The 16106-nt window shown below is 54.4% G+C and carries 13 protein-coding genes and 1 tRNA gene; 9 read left to right on the plus strand and 5 right to left on the minus strand.

Translation table 11 applies throughout. The annotated features are described in order from the left end of the window. Positions 1–134: 134 nt before the first annotated feature. From WC359_02640 to WC359_02665, 6 genes are all read left to right on the plus strand, one after another. Positions 135–226: transfer RNA gene (locus tag WC359_02640), tRNA-Ser, on the plus strand. Positions 227–286: 60 nt separating this feature from the next. Then, positions 287–1573 (plus strand): tRNA (N6-isopentenyl adenosine(37)-C2)-methylthiotransferase MiaB, encoded by a 1287-nt coding sequence (gene miaB / locus WC359_02645; GenBank protein ID MFA5399326.1) that lies wholly within the window; start codon positions 287–289, stop codon positions 1571–1573. 54 nt (positions 1574–1627) lie between these two features. Beyond that, positions 1628–3163, plus strand: coding sequence for an L-aspartate oxidase (nadB, locus tag WC359_02650; protein ID MFA5399327.1), 1536 nt, complete (start codon positions 1628–1630; stop codon positions 3161–3163). A 134-nt stretch (positions 3164–3297) separates the two neighbouring features. Then, positions 3298–5397, plus strand: coding sequence for a right-handed parallel beta-helix repeat-containing protein (locus tag WC359_02655; GenBank protein ID MFA5399328.1), 2100 nt, complete (start codon positions 3298–3300; stop codon positions 5395–5397). Between the two features lie 157 nt (positions 5398–5554). Beyond that, a complete protein-coding gene (lexA, locus tag WC359_02660) occupies positions 5555–6181 on the plus strand; it encodes a transcriptional repressor LexA (protein MFA5399329.1) in 627 nt (208 codons plus the stop codon). A gap of 46 nt (positions 6182–6227) precedes the next feature. Beyond that, positions 6228–7229, plus strand: a complete 1002-nt coding sequence (locus WC359_02665) for a 4Fe-4S binding protein (GenBank protein MFA5399330.1) — start codon at positions 6228–6230, stop codon at positions 7227–7229. 72 nt (positions 7230–7301) lie between these two features. On the opposite strand, the gene WC359_02670 is transcribed toward WC359_02665, so the two are convergent. From WC359_02670 to WC359_02690, 5 genes are read right to left on the minus strand one after another with little or no spacing between them, the layout of a single operon-like run. Beyond that, the gene (locus tag WC359_02670; protein MFA5399331.1) at positions 7302–8852 is read right to left on the minus strand and encodes an FAD-dependent oxidoreductase; all 1551 of its coding nucleotides are present in this window, start codon (positions 8850–8852) and stop codon (positions 7302–7304) included. 44 nt (positions 8853–8896) lie between these two features. Next, the gene (locus tag WC359_02675; GenBank protein ID MFA5399332.1) at positions 8897–9664 is read right to left on the minus strand and encodes a glucose 1-dehydrogenase; all 768 of its coding nucleotides are present in this window, start codon (positions 9662–9664) and stop codon (positions 8897–8899) included. Positions 9665–9682: 18 nt separating this feature from the next. After that, positions 9683–11113, minus strand: coding sequence for a 4-hydroxyphenylacetate 3-hydroxylase N-terminal domain-containing protein (locus WC359_02680; protein MFA5399333.1), 1431 nt, complete (start codon positions 11111–11113; stop codon positions 9683–9685). 17 nt (positions 11114–11130) lie between these two features. Continuing rightward, positions 11131–12117, minus strand: coding sequence for a nitronate monooxygenase (locus tag WC359_02685; GenBank protein MFA5399334.1), 987 nt, complete (start codon positions 12115–12117; stop codon positions 11131–11133). Between the two features lie 26 nt (positions 12118–12143). Beyond that, a complete protein-coding gene (locus WC359_02690) occupies positions 12144–13298 on the minus strand; it encodes an acyl-CoA dehydrogenase family protein (GenBank protein MFA5399335.1) in 1155 nt (384 codons plus the stop codon). A gap of 244 nt (positions 13299–13542) precedes the next feature. Here WC359_02690 and WC359_02695 point away from each other — a divergent pair, with 244 nt between their 5' ends. The 3 genes from WC359_02695 to WC359_02705 all read left to right on the plus strand — a co-directional run bounded on the left by WC359_02695 (position 13543) and on the right by WC359_02705 (position 16050). Further along, positions 13543–14202: a TetR/AcrR family transcriptional regulator gene (locus tag WC359_02695; GenBank protein MFA5399336.1), complete on the plus strand. Its 660-nt coding sequence runs from the start codon at positions 13543–13545 to the stop codon at positions 14200–14202. Between the two features lie 204 nt (positions 14203–14406). Then, entirely contained in the window at positions 14407–14850 is a 444-nt protein-coding gene (locus WC359_02700; protein ID MFA5399337.1) for an OB-fold domain-containing protein, read from the plus strand. A gap of 48 nt (positions 14851–14898) precedes the next feature. Then, complete coding sequence (locus tag WC359_02705; protein ID MFA5399338.1) at positions 14899–16050, plus strand: thiolase family protein; 1152 nt, start codon at positions 14899–14901, stop codon at positions 16048–16050. Positions 16051–16106: the final 56 nt, after the last annotated feature.

The following is a 16106-nucleotide window of genomic DNA, read 5'->3' on the forward strand; positions in this document are numbered from 1 at the left end:
GCACTATTTTCCGCATGGCGAAATATTAGCAGTTCAGGCCGGGTTATACAATCATGTGCGTATTTGATTTGCTTGAAACCGTGATTGAATCTATGCTATATTGCATGTCGCCGTCGACCTGATTTATTCCTGATGGAGGGATCGCATAGTGGTCTAGTGCGGCCGCCTGCTAAGCGGTTGCCTCGGGAAACCGGGGTCATGGGTTCGAATCCCATTCCCTCCGCCAGCCCTCCGCATTGCAAACCTTACTGATGTACTTCTTGCCATTTATCCGGTGTGTGAGCAGATGAAAGCATATATTTGGACCATCGGCTGCCAGATGAACCGGGCTGAGTCGGCCGCCCTCGGCTCCGACCTTCAGTCTCTGGGATTTGAACCGGTTCGAAACGCACGCGAAGCCGATATCGTAGTGCTCAACACCTGCGTGGTCAGGCAGTCCGCCGAGGATAAAGTCAGGGGTATGCTCGGTTACGTCAGCGGCATCAAGTCCGCCAGGCCGCACATGCATATCGCCGTGACCGGCTGTTTCGTGGAAGAGGACGTCAATGAGCTTAACCGCCTTTTCCCCTTCGTAGACCACTTCTTCGGGCCGGGCCGGCTACTGGATTTTCATGACTGGCTGTGCTCCCTTGGTCTTGAACGGGACTTCGACCTGTTATCAAGGGCCCCGCAGCAGGTGTCACCGGTCAGCGCCTATCTACCCATAATCCAGGGCTGCAACAACTTTTGCTCCTACTGCATCGTGCCCTACCGGCGGGGCAGGGAGAGGAGCCGTCCGGCAGAGGAAATACTGGCCGAGGCGACTGGACTTGTCGAGCGGGGCGCCAGGGAGATCGTCCTGCTGGGGCAAAACGTCAACACCTACGGGCACGACCTGTCGCCGGCAAGCGATCTCAGCGAGCTGCTTTATATGTTGAGCGACCTCGGTGTCCTCCAGCGGATAAGGTTCCTGACCAACCATCCCAAGGACATGAGCGAAAATCTGATACAGGCAATAAAGAATCTGCCGAAGGTATGCCGCCACGTGTGCCTGCCGCTGCAGGCGGGCGATGACGAGGTGCTCAAAAAGATGAACCGCGGCTATACCCGGGACGATTACTTTGCCCTGGTGGCCCGAATCCGTAAGGACGTCCCGGATATGGCGATCAGCACCGATTTGATCGTAGGTTTTCCAGGTGAGACGGAGCAGCAGTTTATCAACAGCTCTGAGGCTATTAAGAGCCTGAGATTCGATACAGTTCACGTCGCCGCCTATTCGCCCCGTCCGGGCACGGCCGCCTGCGCCAAATACCCGGACGACGTGCCGCAGGAGATCAAACTGGACAGGCTGCACGCAATAGAGGAGCTGCAGGCCGGTATCCAGTCGGAGATCAACAGTGGCCTTATCGGCACGACTACAGTTGTGCTGGTCGAAGGGGTGAAGGCAGGGAAATGGTACGGGCGCACCGCCAGCGACCGGCTGGTATTTTTCAAGGACGAGCGCGACGTCAAAGGGCAACTGGTAGAGGTGGAGATACAAACCGCCAGCCCCTGGGCGCTGCAGGGCGTTGCAACACCCGTGAGAAGCTTATAGTTATCGGGATTACTGTTATAATGAAAACGATCGGTATAAGCCTGCCGGAGAGATATGAACTATTATGACTACATTGTTATAGGAAGCGGCATCGCCGGCCTTTACAGTGCGCTGCTGGCCATAGAGAGCGGCAGCGTTTTGATCGTCACCAAGGGCGGTATCGAGGACTGCAACACAAGGCACGCCCAGGGCGGGATAGCCGCCGCCATCGGCCAGAACGACTCGGCCGAGCTTCATTTCAAGGACACTATAGAGGCGGGGGATGGGCTGTGTGATGAGGGTGCGGTGCGCATACTGGCCGACGAGGCGCCCGACCGCATAGCCGACCTGATCGGATTCGGCGTGCCCTTCGATACACAGGAGGGAGAGGTCGCGCTGACGCGCGAGGCGGCGCACTCCAGGTCACGCATTCTTCATGCCGGGGGCGACGCCACGGGCGAGTATATCGAGGTCACGCTCAGCGAGCAGGTGCGCATATCTCCCATCAAGGTGCTGGAATACTGCCTTGCTACCGAGATACTGCTCAGCAACGGACGTGTGAGCGGCGTCAAGACCATTGATTTTCGAAGCGGCATCATCGAGGAATACGCCTGCAAATTCATTATACTGGCCACCGGGGGCGCAGGCAGGCTGTTCAAGTACACGACCAACGGTGACACCGCCACCGGCGACGGCATCGCGCTGGCCTACAACGCGGGCGCCGAGATCGTCGATATGGAGTTCTTCCAGTTCCACCCCACCGCATTGAGGCTGCCCGGCGTGTCTCCATTCCTGATCAGCGAGGCCGTGCGCGGCGAAGGGGGCGTGCTGAGGAATGACGAGGGGCGAGCCTTTATGACGGATTACTCACCCAGCGGAGACCTCGCGCCGCGCGACGTCGTGGCCAGGGGCATACTCTTCGAGATGAGGAAGACCGGCAGCGACAGAGTTTTCCTGGATGTTACGCATCTGCCCGCCACCAAGCTTGCCACGCGTTTCCCTCGCATCTACCGCTTCTGCCTGGACCACGGGCTGGACATCACCAGGACGCCCATACCGGTTGCTCCGGCAGCTCACTATCTGATGGGCGGGGTCCGTGTAAACACCTGGGGCGAGACCAATATACCAGGCCTTTTCGCCGCCGGTGAGACGGCCTGCACAGGCGTGCACGGCGCCAACAGGCTGGCCTCAAATTCCCTGCTGGAGGTATTGATTTTCAGCAAGCGCATAATCGAGCGGTCGGAGCTGGAAGGTCAGGCCAACGGGGGCAAAGCATGGACCGCCGAAACGTATCAGTTACCATCGAGGGAGCCTTACAAGGACGCTCCGGCGCTGGTCCTGGCCAACCTTCAGTCTATGCTGTGGGATAAAGTAGGCATCGTGCGCGATGTCACCGGACTGTACCAGGCGGCCATCACCCTCTCTGCCTGGAACCGCATCCTGCCTGTGCCCACCGACCGCCTCTCTTATGAGTTGAACACGATGGTCACCAACGCCAGATTGATGACCGAAGCGGCGCTGCTGCGCGAGGAAAGCCGCGGGGCACATTACAGGTCGGACTTCCCCACAGCCTCCGAGAAGTGGAGAAAACACATCGTTTTCCGGCAATGATTCTGATTCATACATCACACGGCGCTGATTTTTTCTGTAGATATCATTGACGATGGTTGCGGCCGATGTTAGAATAAGGCGATTTATAATCTTTCAGTCGTAGAGGCCTGATACAAAATGGGAGGGATAGTTTAATGGCCGCGAAGCTTTCAGTCCACCTTGTGATCACACTGCTGGTATTTGCCGCCCTGATAGGATCGGTGTTTGTGCAGCCTGCGCCGGCCAGCGCCGCCACCTGGTACGTGGACAAATTGGGCACCGACGACCCCGCGCATGGCACAGGCCCGGGTGCAGCCGCCTTTCTGACGATCAATTACGCCATCGGCCGGGCAGGCGCCGGTGATACTATACGCATCGGCCTGGGCACATGGGTGGAGCAGGTCGTGATTGACAAATCCCTCTCGTTAATCGGCACAGCCGTTGCACCGACACCCAATGGCACGTTCATCGCAGCTCCAGCTGACGGCGCCAGAACGAATTACACGGCAGGAGACGGCACTGTATTTGATTATGTGATCCTGGCGCACGACACCACCAATGTCACAGTCAGCACCCTCACCGCTTATGCCTTTGGCGCCAGGAATGCCGGCGCTGATCACTACGCAACAATTGTTTTTGACAATGTAATCGGCTCCAGTGGATTCAATTCCGGCTGCGTGACAGGCGCATTTAATAACAATATCGCCGACATCGATATCGCCGTATGGGGCGGTTCGGTTGTCACCGTCCAGGGGTCCCTGATCGTTGATTTCACCCGCTCGGGCGTAGAATGTAACGGCAGCGCTGTCACAGTCTACAACAATGAGCTGAACAATGAGGTTCTTGGCGCAGCGTGTGTTCGTTTGGAGGATACGAATCCTGGCCTGGTGGACACTAATCTGATGTTTTCGGTGGAGAATGGGATAGTTGTTTTAGATAGCCAGAACATTATTATACGTGATAATGATCTCCATGGAACATCAGCCTTTAGGGGTATTCAGTCTCAGGCCTCAGGGCCGGTTGCCATACAGCATAACGTGATTTATGAATTCCAAACCGGCATATGTGATACAGGGAGTACAACCAACGGATCTATCGACAGCAATGAGATATACGATTGTGCCGATGGTATTGCTCTGAACAGTGCAACGTCCCTCTGGACGTCGTTGAATGATAACCTGATCTATGATAATGGCCGGGGTCTATACCACGCCTGTCCGCTGGAAGATGTATCGGGCAATATTTTCTACCATAATACGACTGGCATCGAAGCTGAAAATGACCTGGCGGCACATTGCAACGCCATAGTCGGAAATACGACAGCCGGTCTGGTCCTCTTAGCCGACGGGACATTCAATGTAATCGATAATTACTGGGGAGCCAACAGTGGCCCGAACGTGGACGGCGCAGGCCCGGGCACGGGCGACCCGATTGATACCAACGGGCATACTGCACTGGACTTCAATCCATGGGCCGCTATGAACCTGACGGCTACTCCTGCTATAATCGTGGCCGATGGCGTATCTCTTTCCACCCTCGACCTGGACTGCACACGCAACTCCAATGGAATTGTCATGGGTTGCAATATACCGGACGGACTCCAGGTAGACTTCGCAACCACAGCCGGCACGTTGACCAGCTTGTTCGCGCTGACATCCGGAGGGCATGCTGTTACAACACTTCGATCATCAACCACAGCCAGCGTCGCCACGGTCAGGTCGGTCTTTCAGGTGCTGCCGACACTTACCATATCTACAGCCATGGTAACCTTTACAGCCACCCCTGTTCCACCTCCCATGCAACAGGGTATCAACGTCGGGCCCGGTTCACACGGCGCGTCCCTGACATCTATCACATCGCCAAGCGCTTTAAATCCACCTAACCTACAGGTCACGTCAGCAAAGGTATCAGCTTCGTCTATAGCAGCGGGCAGCCCGGTAACGGTCAGCGCCGATGTCACCAATACGGGAGGTGCAAGCGGCGCAGCCGCCGTTAAGGTTTATCTCAACGGCGAGGTCGCCGGCTTACAGGGAGTAAAGGTGGCCGGCGGCAGCACGGAGCCTGTGACGTTCACCCTGACGCCGTCCCAGCCGGGAGAATACAGCGTACGCGTGAACAACGTTCGGGCCGGCACACTCAACGTGACCGGCGGGAATAACAACGATATTATATTTGCCGTCGCATTTGCGGCGTTCGTGTTAATACTGCTGGTATTGCTGGTCGTGTATCTGCGCCAGCGCGGAACGGCTGCATAGAAAAAAATCGCTGTTAATACAAGAGACACGATATATACAGGGCGGGCCTTAGGGCCCGTCCTGCTGCTTTATTGCCCTGTCCAACGATATTTGACATCCCCTGTCCCCATTGTATACACTGAATAAAAGAACAAATGTACGATAATGGATTAAATTTATGAGAAAAGCAGGGCCGAGTGAAAAACGTGAAAAGATCATCGAGTTCATTCGGGATTTTTACGACGAGCGTGGCTATACGCCCACGGTAAGGGACATTCAAAAAGGCTGCGGGCTCAGCTCCACCGCCGTTGTGCAGTATCATCTCAAGTTGCTGGAAAGCGAGCACCAGATCGAGAGGGATTCCCACGTTTTCAGGAGCATCCAGCTTCCTGACCGCAGGAGCACCATACGCGTCCCCGTCCTGGGCGTTATCGCAGCCGGCACTCCCCTGCCCGTGATGAGCGCGGACACCTGGCACCAGGAGGCGGTGGATACGCTGGAGCTGTCCGGAGAGATCACACGGGAGAAAGAGGTTTTTGCTTTGAGGGTGAAAGGAACCTCTATGATCGATGCCCTAATCGACGACGGAGATATCGTTTTAATGGAGCCAGTTAAGAATGTCGAGAACGGAGACATGGTGGCAGCCTGGCTGAGAAAGGAAGCGGAGGTCACGCTCAAGCGTTACTTCAGGGAGGAAGACCGCGTCCGTCTGCAGCCGGCCAATTCGCAGATGGAGCCGATCTACACCGACCCGGCCAATGTGGATATACAGGGCAGGGTGGTGGCGGTCATCAGAACAATATAACCCGCGCAAACATCATCGACACGGTTGATAAAGAGAGGAGGTTACGATGAGCGACCCTTATACCGAGTTTGCCGGCAAATACGCCTACCAGGGATCGGAGAGGTTCAGGAAGGTGCTTCAGGTACTGATGGACGAAGACGAGGTCAAGATCGCCAATATGCTTCCCGCTACGGCAGATGAGATATCAGGAAAGACAGGCAAACCGGTTGAGAAAGTAAACGAGATATTGGCCGGACTTTTTAAGAAGGGCGTTATTTTCGAATCATCCAAAGGCTACCGCCCGGCGCGCGATATTTTCCAGCTGCACGACGCCACCGGCAGCGATATGAGGTCGGACCAGCTGTGGGGCAGGGACCTGCTGGACGCCTGGTGGGATTTCTCCGAGAACGAGCTGTATAAGGATGTCGCCAAATGGGTGAAGGATTTCATTAATCCCGTCTCCAGGGTCATACCGGCGCGTGCGGCTGTCGCGGAGCCCGGCAAGCTCATGCCGAATGAGGACATAGAGGGGATTATCGACAGGACAGCCAGGATCGCCGTGGTCAAGTGCCCCTGCCGTCGCATGGCGCAGAAATGCGACAGGCCCGGCGAGGTCTGCCTGCAGCTAAACAAGGGCGCGGAATACACTATAAAGCGCGGCTCCGGCCGCGAGGTGAGCAAAGAAGAGGCCAAACAGATACTGCGCACCGCTGCGGAGGGTGGCCTGGTCCACAGCGTGACCAATACCCCGGAGATGGGACATTTTATCTGCAACTGCTGTCCAGATTGCTGTATCTTCATGATGCCGTGGCTGACCTACGGCGGAGTGGAAAAGGGCATAGCCAGGAGCCGCTTCGAGGCCAGGGTGGACGTAGAGTCTTGCAGCGGATGCCAGGACTGTGTGGAGCAGTGTCCTTTCGGCGCAATCGAGATGATAAAGGTCGCCGGGCACAAGAAGATGAAGGCCGCTGTCAATCCCGATAAATGTTTCGGATGCGGCGTATGTGCCGTTCAGTGCATAACTGATTCAATCAAGCTTTACGAGGTGCGTGAGCCCATCAAGGCCTGAAGGGTTTAATTACCGCAATATAAAAAGGATGGACGGGCTGGGCCCGTCCATCCTTTGTTTTATGTAAAGTCTCTACCAGGAAGAGCGATGATAGGAGGGGAATATCTGCTTTTCGTAGTCCTTTCCAGTGATGGCGTCCGCGCAGAGGGCTCCTGACAGCGCTGCTCCGTCAACGCCTCCGCCCCACTCCTTCTTGCCGTACTGGTCGCCGACGAAATACAGGCCTTCGACCCAGGGGCACTGATTATCAGGGCGGTCCTGTCCGATGGGACGCCAGTGGCCGTAGGCCTCGGAGCCGGCGGTCCAGATACGGAAAATAACGTCCTTCTCCCATCCCGGGAAATTGTCGGTCATGAAACGTTCAGCCTCGGCGATGCAGGCGCTGACCTTGGCCTTGTCGCGCATCTCCCAGTCCAGCAGGGGGATGGAGAAAAGGAGGCTGCTCATCTCGATAGGAGCGTGATTTACCCACCAGGTGAAAGAGGCCATAACGAAATCGAGGCCCTCCAGGCCTTTCTTGTTCGTAACGCCTGAAAGGAAGATAAAGCTCCTGGGATCAATGCCCTTCTCGCGGGCAAAATCGCGCCTGGAATAGAAGAAACCGGTCAGCAGGCCGGGCACATAGTATTTCTCCTTCACTTCCTTGACGAAATCGGTGGGGAAATTGCCCTCCGGTATCACACTGAAGGCCTGCTTGGGCGGTATGTTGCAAACGACCAGGCCGGCATCGATGGTCTCCGTTCCATTTTTCGTCTTGACTTTTACACCTTTGACTTTCTTATTCTCGATCACAATCTCCTGTACAGGAGCGTCTGTCCAGATCTCTCCTCCGGCCGCCCTGATCACGTTGCCTAGCTGCAGAGCGATATCCAGTGTGCCTATGCCGGCATCGATCTGTCCCACTGACCCTGTGACCAGATCCATCTGGATATCCTTGGCTATGGACTGATATTTCAGGTAGTCGCGCAGGTGCATATCGTCGGGATTGGCCATAGCCGTTTGAGAACCGGCCAGGTTACGGATGAACAGCCAGTTCTCCTCGTTGCAGTCCCTTTCCCTGAGGAAATCTCCCAGGGAGCCCTTCATCTGCTCGATCTGGTCAAATGTCAGCATGGCCATCTCGCGCAGCAGCTTCCGGGCCGACTTGCCGCCGTCGCTCATCCACTCGTAGGGTTTACCGTGCTCGACCTGGTACCACCTGGTCTGGTCCTTGTTGTCGATAACGACGAACCCCTTGTTGGTCTTCATATAAATAGGCTTGCCCAGGAATTTGCACAGGTAGGTGATTCGACCGCGGTCGCCCCAGAATAACCCGTGGCCGCCATCGTTGATGCAATGGTTGAACAAGCCCTGTTTTACCACCGACTCGAAGGATGGCGTATCATGAGTGATCCAGGTGCCCGTGCTGGCCAACGCCTTCTGCAAGTCCTTGTAGGAATACTCTTTACCCATGATCCAGAGCTTGTTGTCTTTCCCGTAGAAGCTGAGTATGCGCCCGCCGTAAAAAGACTCCTTCTCCAGCACAAGGACTTTTTTACCTTCTTTTGACGCCAGGATAGCAGCCGTGGCCAGACCTCCCACCCCCGATCCAACTACGATTACATCAAAGTTCTTTGAAACCATTTACAGTTAAACCTCCTTAAATAATCTTTGAGAGGCGGCAGCTGCTACAGGTTGGCGCCGCCGTCGATAATAAGCGTGGATCCTGTCATGAAGCTGGAAGCGTCCGAGGCCAGGTAAAGCGCCGTCCGGGATATCTCCTCAGGCTGGCCTATTTTGCCCAGCGGCATCTGCTTCAAATAGTCGGCCATCAGCTTTTCATTGCTCCAAAGCGCCTCGCTGAACTTGGTCTTAACGATGCCGGGGGCAATGCAGTTCACGCGGATTCCATGGCTGCCCAGCTCCGCAGCCAGGCACTTGGTCATCATAATAATAGCCGCCTTGCTGATGCAGTAGGGACCCAGCCCGGGAGTGACGAAGATACCTCCCACCGACGCAACGTTGACGATCGCGCCTCCGCTGCCCTGCTCTACCATCATCCTGGCCGCCGCCTGGCTGAGGAAATAGTAGCCCTTGATATTAGCGTTCATGATCAGGTCGAAGGGCGCTTCCTCCATGTGAAGGACATCCGCCATAACAGGATTAGCTACAGCATTGTTGACCAGGACGTCAAGACGTCCGAACTCTTCCTTGACCCTGGCCATCAGGTTTTTCAGGTCCTCAATTTTAGCGTTGTGCGCGCTTATCGCCAGGCTGCGGACCCCTTTTTGCTTGATCTCTTCCGCCACCTTTTCCAGGTCCGGAAGCTTGCGACTGCTGACGATAACGTCGGCTCCCGCGTCGGCGAACTGCAGCGCGATGGACCTGCCGATGCCGCGGCTGCCCCCTGTTATCAAGGCGACCTTACCCTTTAAGGACAGGTATGAAACATCCATTGATAATCCTCCAATATATTATTTGATTCCTGCCATATCGTCGGCTATCTTCTTGCAGCGCCTCAGCTCCTCACGGGCCTCGGCCAGTATCATCATCCTCTGGGACATAAGCGAGCCCTCGCCGTGCAGGACCATGACCTCGAACTCTGAGGCGAGCTGCCGGCGTATGAGGTCGAACATACGCAGGCGGGCCTCGGCCGAGGTGCCCGACTTTCCACTCAGGTATTTCTCCATATAGGGCTGGATCTCGGGATTCTGCCAGTCGAGGTAGGTGGGCTTTGTTATCAGCGCCCCACCCGAGATATCCTGTATCAGCTTGGCTAGCCCATGATATTTATCCGCAAAATGATACTTGGCGATATTGGTGGTCACGGGATTGGGAACCGGCATACCGCCGTGCATGACGAAATCCAGGCAGGCCGCGCGCGTCAGGGATTTGAGTGTCTGCAGGTACATAGCCGCCTCCGTCAGCTTCTCCCTGATATGAGGGACATTTTCCACGCCGTTGTACTCAGCGATGGCATAAGCCATCCCTACGAAAATTTCCGAGATGGGTATGCGGTAGGCGCAGCCCGTCCGTCGGTGCAGCAGGCCGAAATTGTGTGCTATTAGAAAAGCCTGCTTCCATTCGCCGCACATGAAAACACGTTCCCATGGCACGAAAACATCATCGAAGATTATTAACTGGTCGGTATGCATGCGCCAGGGGCGGTCCACCGGAAATTCCATCGAGCTGATGCCCGCCTTTATGGGTCGGCAGATCTGCTTTAAACCCTTGGCGTTGCAGGGCACAGCGAAGGCCACAGCGTAGTCCTGGTCGGCCTCGGTCATAGCCCTGCCGGGTATTACAAAGATCTCATTGGAATAGGCGGAGCCCGTGATGTGCATCTTGGCGCCCCTGACCACGATGCCCTTGGCGTTCTTCTCCACCACCCGCGGGTAAAAATCGGGGTGAACCTGCTTGGGATCCGAGGGGCGCATCAACCGGTCGCCCTTGGCATCGGTGACCGCGGAGACGATGGCCACGTCCTCTTTCATCAGATACTGGCGGAAGTTATGTACCCGGTCGATATATTCCTTATTTCCAGTCAAATTGGCGAAGATCTGAATGGCGTTGATGGCGTCGGCACCTATGTCCTTGGCAAGCGGGATATAACCGTCTGCATAGGTGGAGGTGGCTATTATCAGCTCGGTGGCCTTCACCAAATCCTCTCCATTCTGCGGGATATGGTAGTACCTGCTGACCTCCTGTTTGAGCTCAGGATCGTAGACATTGGCCAGGTCCTTGAACTGTGGCAGTTCGGCGCATTCATAGTCCAGCGCCATGGTATCGACGCATACCTTGAGCGCGGGATGAGTGGTGACGTCCTTTACCTTTTCTCCATACATGTAGACTTCCCTGCCATCCCTCAGGCTTTCTTTGAATTGTTCAGGTGTTCTTAAAGCCATAATATCCTCCGTACATACTATTGTTGTTGTGTCATAACCTGACCAGACAGTTTATATATGCTGCGGATTATCTCCATAGAGTCCGCTACCATGTCTTCAATAATCTCTCCGGCAGCAAGGGTGGTGCTGATAATACCGCATGCCTGACCTGCTGACACCACAGCCCCCGCCGATTTCTGCCAGTATTTCCTCTGAATTTCTGCAGAAAGTGCTTTAAGCACTTCCACCGGTGCTCCTGCCCGATTACGTTGCTCCCAATCATCGAGTATTTTTTCACGTATAAGCCGGCAGGGAAAGCCCGTGAGTGCGGCAGAGACCATGGTGTCATCCTCAGTTGCCGCGATGATCTTATGCTTTTCCACCGCTGTGGCGGTTGCTTCCTTCGTGGCATAAAAACGGGTCCCCATTTGCACACCACAGGCTCCCAGGGCCAGCGCCGCAACAAATCCACGGGCATCTGCGATGCCTCCTGCCGCAACAACGGGTAACCTGACAGCATTAACCACCGCCGGAATCAAAGGCATCGTAGCTACCCTTCCCACATGCCCTCCAGCCTCGCAGCCGGATGCAATAATTATGTCAACACCCTGCCCTTCACATACCCTGGCTCTTTCGACATTACCCACCACCGCCATAATTTGAATATTATTGCTTTTCAGATAATCAATCACGGGGAGTTTAGTGTCTATACGGCCAAGGGTCACCACGTTGACGCCATTTTCAATCACGGTCCTAGCCCTACTCATAGCGAACTCAGCTGCGCCAGCCTGAATATTGACACCAAACGGCATATGGCATAGCCTGCGGGTTTCATCTATGTCTTCGACCAGCTGCTTAGTGCTGATTCCTGCAGAGGAAAGCACCCCCAAACCGCCCGCATTTGAAACTGCAGCCACCAATCCGGGACCACCGGCATGCATGATGGCACCCTGGATGATCGGATACCTGATCCCAAGCAAATCGCAAAGTGCAGTGTGAAAGGGCATGCTTTGTTTCGTTGGCATAATCGACGTTTGACAGCGCGGCCTATTTATAGCCCCAGCGCTTTGGCTATCATATTTTTCTGTATCTGCCTGGTTCCACCCCCGATAAGTAGGATATAAGAATCGCGCAAATACCTCTGCACGTCGTATTCATACATCAGGCTATAGCCGCCGAAGACCTGCATGGCCCTGTGCGCCATGTTGGTCCAGCACTCTGTGGCGACCAGCTTGGCCATACATGACTCTTTGTAGCATGGCTTATTGGCGTCGCGCAACCAGGCAAGCTGGTAAACGCACAGCCGTGCCAGATGAAGATCCACAGCCATCTCGGCCAGCATGTGACTGATAGCCTGGAATTTGCCGATGGGCTGGCCAAAGGCGTTCCTTTCCTTGGCGTACTGCAGGGAATCGTCGAAGGCTGCCTGCGCATAGCCAAGGGAATTGGCGGCCACCTCCAGGTGCTCGGTCTCGAGCGTGCTGATCAGCAGCTGCCAGCCACTGTTGACTGCCTCGGGTCCGCCCAGGACGTGCGTCTTGGGCACCTTAACGTTGTCGTAGACCACCTCGCAGGTCGTATCGGTGAACCCACCCATTTTCTTGATCGGCTTCGCATGGTAACCTTTGCTCTTGGTATCAACAATAAAAAGGGATAGCCCCTTATGTTTGGGCGCCTCCCTGTCGGTCCGGGCCAGTGTAATGGTGTAATCGGCCTTGTCGGCCAGGGTAATGAACATTTTCGTTCCGTTGAGCACATAATGGTCGCCCTGCTCAACGGCCATGGTGCGGGCAGCCGCGGCATCCGATCCCGAGTCCGGCTCTGTGATGCCATAGGCAAAAAGCAACTCGCCCCGGCACAATCTGGGCAGGTAATACTTCTTCTGCTCCTCAGTACCGCAGTGCAGTATCATGTCTGTCCCGTACATGATGACCGCATTGAAATACGAGGCCAACCCCCAGAAGCCGGAGCGCGCCAGCTCTTCGACCACTATGGTGTAGTCCACGATACTGCCTCCGGTTCCGCCATATTCTGCAGGAGTAATAATGCCCATGACGCCCATATGCTTCAGTTTCTCGAAAACCTCCAGGGGGAATGTATGCTCCTCGTCCCACTTCCTTACCAATTGCCTGGGGCATTCCTTCTCTACGAATTCCCGCACGGTCGCCCTCAACATTTCCTGCTGTTCTGAAAACTGAAAATCCACGGCTAAGCCTCCTGACGAATCCGGTAAAATCCGGTTCTAATGGACAGAACCCATTGGTATAACTACTCAGTACATCCGCCGCAAATTTATATCACACGTTTGACATATATGTCAAAAACGCTGTAGTTGGCGATATGCAAGCTTTGACAAATGCTGCTGTTTAACCTAAAATTCGAACTCAATTCAGGAGCGTAATATACACTGAGCACACCGGCAAGATTCAAGATATGCAGGTAATACTTATATGGCAATCGACGCTGACAAATCGTATCAACTGAGACTAAAAGCGCGGCGTGATTTCAAGAAAAGGATTCTGGAAGCGGCCTCTGACCTGATTCGCGAGCGTGGTTATGCCAACGTAACGCTGGATCAGATAGCTGAACGGCTGCATATCAGTAAAGTAAGCATTTATCACCACTGGGCCAGCAAGCAGGAGATCATATTCGACCTGCACCGCATAGCGTATAAAATAGTCATCGAGAGTCTGGAAAGAATCGTTCGCGATGAAGACAGTCCGGATTCCAAACTGAAGCGGGCGATCGAGAACCATGTTGCGCAGACGGTGGTAACCGGTGTAGGACCGATGCTGCCTCAGCAGGACTGGCTGGTAACCAGCAGGCATAAAAAGGAGATAGTTAAGCTAAGAGACACCTATGAGGATATGTTATGCCGGATTATTGAGGAAGGGATCAGAAAGCATATCTTCAGGAAAGTGAATGCCAAAATGCTGGCATATACCATTATTGGGGCCGCCAATTATACCTGGGTCTGGTACTCCCCCCGGGGCGCTCTGACGACGAAAGAGATCGCAGCACACATGTCTGATTTCATCCTGACCGGCATTATTTTTGCAACGCCTGTGAAAAGAAGAAAGCAAACCATTCTTTCCAATACCCTTGGGTAACCGTTTTCCTCCCAGGTATGAAGTGTCTTCCAAGTGCTGATTTTAGTACCGGTCCCGTATCGAGTATCTTTACAACAGCCTTAAGCACGTTTTAAAATATACTGCCAGGTATAACTGGCCAGTTCACAATATTATTGCATTTACACCAAACGTAAAATAGTGCTGTCAATACGTAGTGATTGCGTACTAAAGGAGGGTTTTTTTATGAGCAACGGTAACGGCAAACAGGTGCCTTTCAAAGAGGGGATGATGAGACTTCCGCAATTACCGGCCGATAAGGGAGACCTTTTAGGGAGCAGGTGCAAGAGATGCGGGGAGAAGTTTTTCATCAAACGAGAGATATGCGAGAACTGCCAGGGTCGGGACCTGGAGGAGATAACCCTCGGTAACAGGGGAAAACTCTACGCCTTTTCCGTGATGTACTACCCTGCACCTCCTCCCTATAAACCACCCGATCCATTTGTGCCCTACGGGCTGGGCTGGATCGAGCTGCCGGGCGGTACGGTGCTTTATTCTCTGCTCACGGAAAACGATCCTAGAAAGCTTAAGGTCGGCATGGAAATGGAACTGGCCTTTGAAAAATTTGGGCAGGATAAAGACGGTAATGATGTGATGATCTGCAAGTTTAAACCGGCGGGGGCTAATTAAAGTGGTTATTTCTTTGCTGCCAAACAAACTTGAGCTTAAGGAGGCAATATGAGCAACGTGGTAATCGCCGGTGTGGGGATGCATCCTTTTGGCAGGTATCCTGATAAGGAGCCTGATGACATTGCTATCGAGGCTATCCTAAAGGCGCTGGAAGACGCCAACATAACATATCGAGATATCGAGTTCGTGCTGGCCGGGAAAGTCGCTTTTAAGAAAGCGGGCACCGGCATCGACCTGATGATGAAAGTCGGTATGACCGGTGTGCCGATATACCAGATTAACGCCATGTGCGCGACGGGCGGCGCCATGCTGAAGCTGGCCAGGGACGCCATCAACAGCGGCTCCTGCGAAGTTGTACTGGTTTATGGATTCGATAAGTTCAAGGGAATGTTCGATGAACTGGGTGACCCCTGGCAGAATGTGCTGGGCATGAAGGCCAGCCCTGCAGCCTTTGCTACTGTGGCACAGAAATATATGAATGATTACGGCGCTACAGAAGAGGATTTCGCCAGGGTGGCGGTCAAGGCACATAAAAACGGTGCAAACAACCCCTACGCGCTCTTCAGAAACATAATAACCATAGAGGACGTGCTCAAATCTCCCATGGTTGCCTATCCGCTGCATCTGTATAATTTCTGCACACCGGATGATGGCGCCGCGGCGGCCATCGTTTGCAGCAAGAAGGCAGCTAAAAAATTCAACATCCGCAAGCCAATAACCATCGCTGCTACCGTTATGCAGACGGCACAATACCCTCCATCCGTGGTTGAGCCCAGCAATACCTACAGTGTTAACCTCAACAAAAAGGGCATCTCGGTGACCGAGCTTGCCGCTAAAAAAGCATATGAGATGGCGGGCCTCGGTCCGAAGGACATTGATGTGTGCGAGGTCCAGGATACCGAATCAGCGCATGAGCTGGTCCATATCGAGCAACTCGGTCTCTGCAAACAGGGAGAGGCCTATAAACTATTACGGGAAGGTGTTTGGGATATTACGGGCCGCCTACCGGTTAATCCCAGCGGAGGGATACAGTGCAAGGGCGAACCGCCGGGCGCCTCCGGCCTGGGGCAGGTATGCGAGATCGTATGGCAGATGAGGAAACAGGCCGGACCCAGGCAGATATCCCGGGACCCCAAAGTCGGCCTGTGCCAGGTATTCGGCTGGAATCATGTGGCCGCCGTGACAATACTGAAAAAATAGACCGGGCTGGAATATACAAAGAGGGGGGCGGCTGCCCCCCTCTTTCTTTACTTAAA

This window comes from Dehalococcoidia bacterium, assembly GCA_041653995.1.
Lineage (GTDB): Bacteria > Chloroflexota > Dehalococcoidia > GIF9 > UBA5629 > CAIMUM01.